Source organism: Shigella sp. FC1567 (assembly GCF_001743015.1).
Classification (GTDB): Bacteria; Pseudomonadota; Gammaproteobacteria; order Enterobacterales; family Enterobacteriaceae; genus Escherichia; species Escherichia coli.
The window spans coordinates 1-4,892 of record NZ_MIIV01000146.1; the positions used below are offsets into that span (position 1 = coordinate 1).

Here is a 4,892-nt window from a genome sequence, read left to right on the forward strand (position 1 = left end):
AATAACGCGTAATCATCAGTGCCGCTCAATGTGGCAACTGTTGAAAAAAGTTCGCCATTTTATGGAAACCGTCAGCCCATTCCCCGGAGGCAAACATGGACTGGCAAAAGTGTAGCGGTATTAAGCGCAGCTATTTAGGCATAAATTAAATTTAACGAACTGCATCTACACAGTCCTCCGTGCCAAACGGGCAACACACGGAAGGGGGATGTGTTTCGATTGGTAACCTGTAAGAAACAACTAGTGGAAATACCTGTACTTTATAATTTCAAGGGTACGGGTCCGCTTCGTTTGATTTGCGCGTTTTTAACAATTTTAAAACCCAGATATACTGTTCCGGATGTGACCCCACCAAAATTTCCACTGTTTTGTTCATTTGTCGGGCAATCATTTTATTGTCCGCGCTGGCAATGCATGCATCCATTGGTGGCCGAACTTCAATAGTCAGGAAATGTTTTTTTTCATCATAAACCGGGAAAAGCGGTATAATCATAGCCTGACTGATGTTCATCAGACGTCCAATAATTGGTAATGTCGCTTTATAGGTCGCAAAAAAATCAGCAAATTCACTGTATTCAGGACCATGATCCTGATCTGGAAGGTAATACCCCCAGTATCCCTGGCGTACTGACTGAATAAATGGTTTTATCCCATCCTCCCGGGAATGTAAGCGCCCCCCGAATTTACGCCGTACAGAATTCCAGACATAATCAATCACTGGATTTCGTTGCTGATGAAACATGGCGGCCATTTTTTCCCCCTGAGCTGCCAGCAACATTGCAGGAATATCCACGCTCCAGCCATGGGGAACCAGAAAAATCACATTTCTGTTATTGTATCGAATTTCCTCAAGAATTTCGAGGCCTTTCCAGAACACTCGTTTCTGGAACTTTTCCGGACCACGAATTGCCAGTTCTGCCATCATCACTATGGATTGCAATGCTGTGGCAAACATTTTGTCGACAATTATTTCCCGTTCTGTATCACTCTTTTCTGGGAAACAAAGCGATAAATTAATCGTCGCCCTGCGACGAGCTTTTTTGCTCAATCTGCCCGCCCAACGCCCTATTTTTGCCAAGACAGGATCTCTGAATGAAGGGGGAAACATTGAAATACCTGCAATCATTCCCAAAAGGAACCATGTAGACCAGTAAACAGGGGAAAGATAATTTTTCTTAAATTCAGGAATAAACTCAGATTTATATTTTTTCATTATTTAGTGCGAATGCCTCTACCAAAATTATCATTACTGTTTTATTCAGAGAATACATCAAACCTTAATTTAAATCCTGATGTTCTGAGTGTACAGGATATGCATCCAAAGAGCGGATAGTAGTTTCATGGATATAATCCAGCAAAGCGTATCGTTTTCGGTACTCAGAGCGTTTTTTACTGGCTATATCGCTTAGCGGCTTTCGAATCACCTGGGTTGGTAATCTGTACCAGTCACCACAGGTTTTTCCTGCTACAGACTCCCAGAAATCACTATAGACCGCAACAAAGGTTTTGCGTTTCTGATACCAGTATCTCAATTGCCGGAAAACATGACTGTGCTCACTGACTGCCAGACACTCAGAGATATTGCAAGCTTTCATCAACGCACAAAATGCTTCAAAAATAATCCGTTTTGGGAAAATCCCATAACAGGCCCGGGTTGCGCACCGAATAACATCAGGTCCGGTATTTTTAGGGGCTCCCTGTAATCCGCCAATAAAAGCAATGTGTCCATTTTGAGTCAGAATGACTGAAAATGTTAACCGGGTAATAACTGTTTTATTGTAAAACAATGACAACATCAACTCTCCTTCCCGGTCAAAACCACTGGAAGAACACTGGATATCAAAATTCTCTCCATCTTTCCCGATGAATTGGACTAATGATACCGATTTTTGTGGAAACAAAAATTTAGAATATTTTTCTGGCAAATTTTGCACAAAGCGATAATGCTCAAGAATATATTGTCCACGGGTCCAGGCGCGCCCCCTTTATGCAAATAAGGGCGATGAATTCTTGCTGGCAACGTGGGGTGTATTGCCAGAATATCCTCAATGCACGGCAAGGAACGCAGTTCGTAATAATATCGAATACTGGCAACCGGATTTATAGCACATCGCAAAATGTACATGAACCGGAATTTTCTGTGTTCCCACTTCCCCGGGAGTGAATCTGAGGAAAAAACAATCCTTTTAAGGAAACCGATAAATGATAAGTTACTTACAGAAAACATATTGTTACTTGTGCTTCGCTAATGTGAGTATTTTTAACGCAGTTTTATTAATATCAAACCGCTCTTCTATATCCTGTTTTGCCTGGCGAGCCATCTGATAAAAACGCCCAGGGTCATTAAAAAAATCATTCAGGGCGCACATCCATGCGTGCTTATTACCTGCTGGTAACAATGTCCCGGTCTGGTTGTTCTGAATAACATCAGGGATTCCACCAATCTGACTGGCCAGTACAGGCACAGAAAATGCCGATGCTTCTGCCAGTACCATACCAAACGATTCGTTTTCTGAAGGCAGAACCACCAGACTGGCAACCCGATATACGGGGGCGGCAGGAAAAACATTGTCAGCAATAAAAACATCATCATGCATGCCCATACTGTCAATCTGATACTGTAAATGCTCCCGCAGTTCAGGCGAACCAGACCCCACAATCAACCAACAGAACTGTCGTCCATTCATTTTTAAATGGAACAGTAAATTCAACATAAATTCGTGCCCTTTTTCCGGGCGCAACATTCCTACCTGAGCAATAACGGGGCATCCCCTTCGGGACGCCAGCCAAGAAAGAACATTTGGAGGCAAACTGTTTCGGGAATCAACGTATAATTTCTGGAAATCAAAGCCTGGAGGCACAACAGTAACCCGGGTTCGACATCCTTCCTGCTCCAGATGTGTCTTCATACTTGTTCCGGGAACAATCACCTCATCGCAAAAATGATTTATTGAAAAAACTTTTGTTTTTTGTGTCAAATATGTCTTTTGCCTGATAATTCTGAATGGATGTTTCCAAGTGAATAACCGTACTAAACCAACAATATTGCTATCATGCCCACTGTGACAAACGATTGCATTGGGCTGAAAACCATGAACTATTCCGAGTAATCTCCATGCAGTAGGGATGTGAAGACTGTTTCGAAATAACGCGAATGTGATATCAATTCCCAATTTACTGGCTTCAAAAGCAATTTTGCTGTTTTCCCTGCAGACAAGCAGAACTGAATGCCCCATTTTCTTCAGGGCCTTCATTTGAGCAACAGCCTGTAATTCCTGACCACCTATATTCGGTGATGATTCCGTAAATAGTATATTCATTATTAATCATCCGGTAATCTTGGCCCCTTATGAAAGGCCAGCAACGATGAAAAAAACGGTGTTGTATAATAAAAAAGTCGTCTTTTCAGCCATGCGCAACTTTCCCGTTCTTTGGTGCTTATTCTTCCTATCCGTGTAGTTCCTTTAGCAGGAGCATTCATTCTTCTTTCTGTTGTATATAAATAATAGAATCCAAGTTCTTCAGCGACCTGAATATAATCCTTATTATAATAACCTTCCGGCCAACACAAATGTTTACTGCATTTTCCTGTCATTTCTTTCAAATATTCTCTCCCACTCAACAAGTCCTGCCGAAGATGTTTACACTGTTCTTCTCGTGAACTGAACTTTTTATCCCAGCGTGTATGAGTATGCGTATGAACATGAAATTCGACCAGACCAGATTGCAACATTTCGTTTACTTCAGACCAGCGAAGCATAACATTATCAGCATTCCCTGTCGCTATTTGATGTTCGCAATCGCGATGAGAATATTCCTTTCCAGGAGAGTGACGAACCGGACCATTCCCAATAAAACCGGTAATTAAAAAAATATGTGCTTTGAGATTAAACTCTTTTAATAAAGGATATACCTGAAACCAGTTGTCAAGGTATCCATCATCAAATGTCAACATAACGCTTTTCCGGGGGAGTTTTCCGCCCCGATAAAAAAACTCCAGTTCATCTGATGACAGTGTTTTCCAGTTATTTTCAGCCAACCATTTCATTTGCTTCCGGAATGTCACGGGAGAAAGTGTAACCAGTCCGGGGCAATGACTGACATGATGATACATTAATACCGGAACATGATTGGCTTTGAACAAAATGCCCCCTTCGTTTAACATTTAAAGTTTCTGGCACCTAGTAAGCAGAGACAAAAGGAAAACCCAATAAAGCTGGTGCATTTTATTTCCAGATACTGGATGAATAACATAGCAAACCCATGGCATACTTGATATATTTTACTAAATTAAACATCAACAATTCATAAACAATGATATATTATCATATCTTTTAAAAACGACTCACTAAGAACCTTGAGGTGGCACACTGAATTTGGCTACCTGAACAGAGGTGATATGTTCACCTCAGAACAACACAGGTGCTCCAATGAAAAAAAGGAATTTCAGCGCAGAGTTTATTTACGGGGTGACGCTTTCATTAACCTGTACACGAACTTCTATTCCGGCATCATGACAGGCCTGCAGCTACTGCGCCATTTCCAGCGGATCGCCCTCCCGGCGTACCACCCCACCTTCTTTATTCCATAACTGCAGAGCATTTTTCTGATTGTTCCATCTGATTTCGGGGGGTATTCCGGGCAAGGTTGTTCAGTAAGGCATTCCTTCGTAAAATCAGCATGTTTTTTGCACGACGGAAACCGGCAGCCATGAAAATCTGTCTTTATCATACTCTGAATCCTGACACGATCCCGGGTTATAAAAAATTTGCACAGGCTATTGCCACCGATAACTTGGTAATGCTGCCAACTTACTGATTTAGTGTATGATGGTGATTTTAAGGTGCTTGCGTGGCTTCCATTTCCATCAGATGTCCTTCCTGCTCCGCTAC

Annotated in this window: 3 protein-coding genes and 3 pseudogenes; 2 read left to right on the forward strand and 4 right to left on the reverse strand. The window is 41.8% G+C overall.

Annotated features, from left to right (window positions below; translation table 11 throughout):
• Positions 1-115, forward strand: a pseudogene (locus BHE85_RS10605) (IS630 family transposase); the annotation flags it as partial.
• 153 nt (positions 116-268) lie between these two features.
• Here the strand turns inward: BHE85_RS10605 and lpxM are convergent.
• The 4 genes and pseudogenes from lpxM to BHE85_RS10625 form a co-directional block, all read right to left on the reverse strand.
• Complete coding sequence (gene lpxM, locus BHE85_RS10610; protein WP_005027201.1) at positions 269-1,213, reverse strand: lauroyl-Kdo(2)-lipid IV(A) myristoyltransferase; 945 nt, start codon at positions 1,211-1,213, stop codon at positions 269-271.
• Between the two features lie 64 nt (positions 1,214-1,277).
• Positions 1,278-2,227, reverse strand: a pseudogene (gene virK / locus BHE85_RS10615) (virulence factor VirK).
• A 4-nt stretch (positions 2,228-2,231) separates the two neighbouring features.
• Positions 2,232-3,320 (reverse strand): putative hexosyltransferase CapU, encoded by a 1,089-nt coding sequence (gene capU / locus BHE85_RS10620; RefSeq protein WP_005059238.1) that lies wholly within the window; start codon positions 3,318-3,320, stop codon positions 2,232-2,234.
• A gap of 2 nt (positions 3,321-3,322) precedes the next feature.
• Positions 3,323-4,165, reverse strand: coding sequence for a polysaccharide deacetylase family protein (locus BHE85_RS10625; RefSeq protein ID WP_000931198.1), 843 nt, complete (start codon positions 4,163-4,165; stop codon positions 3,323-3,325).
• Positions 4,166-4,647: 482 nt separating this feature from the next.
• Here BHE85_RS10625 and BHE85_RS27400 point away from each other — a divergent pair.
• Positions 4,648-4,800, forward strand: a pseudogene (locus BHE85_RS27400) (hypothetical protein); the annotation flags it as partial.
• Positions 4,801-4,892: the final 92 nt, after the last annotated feature.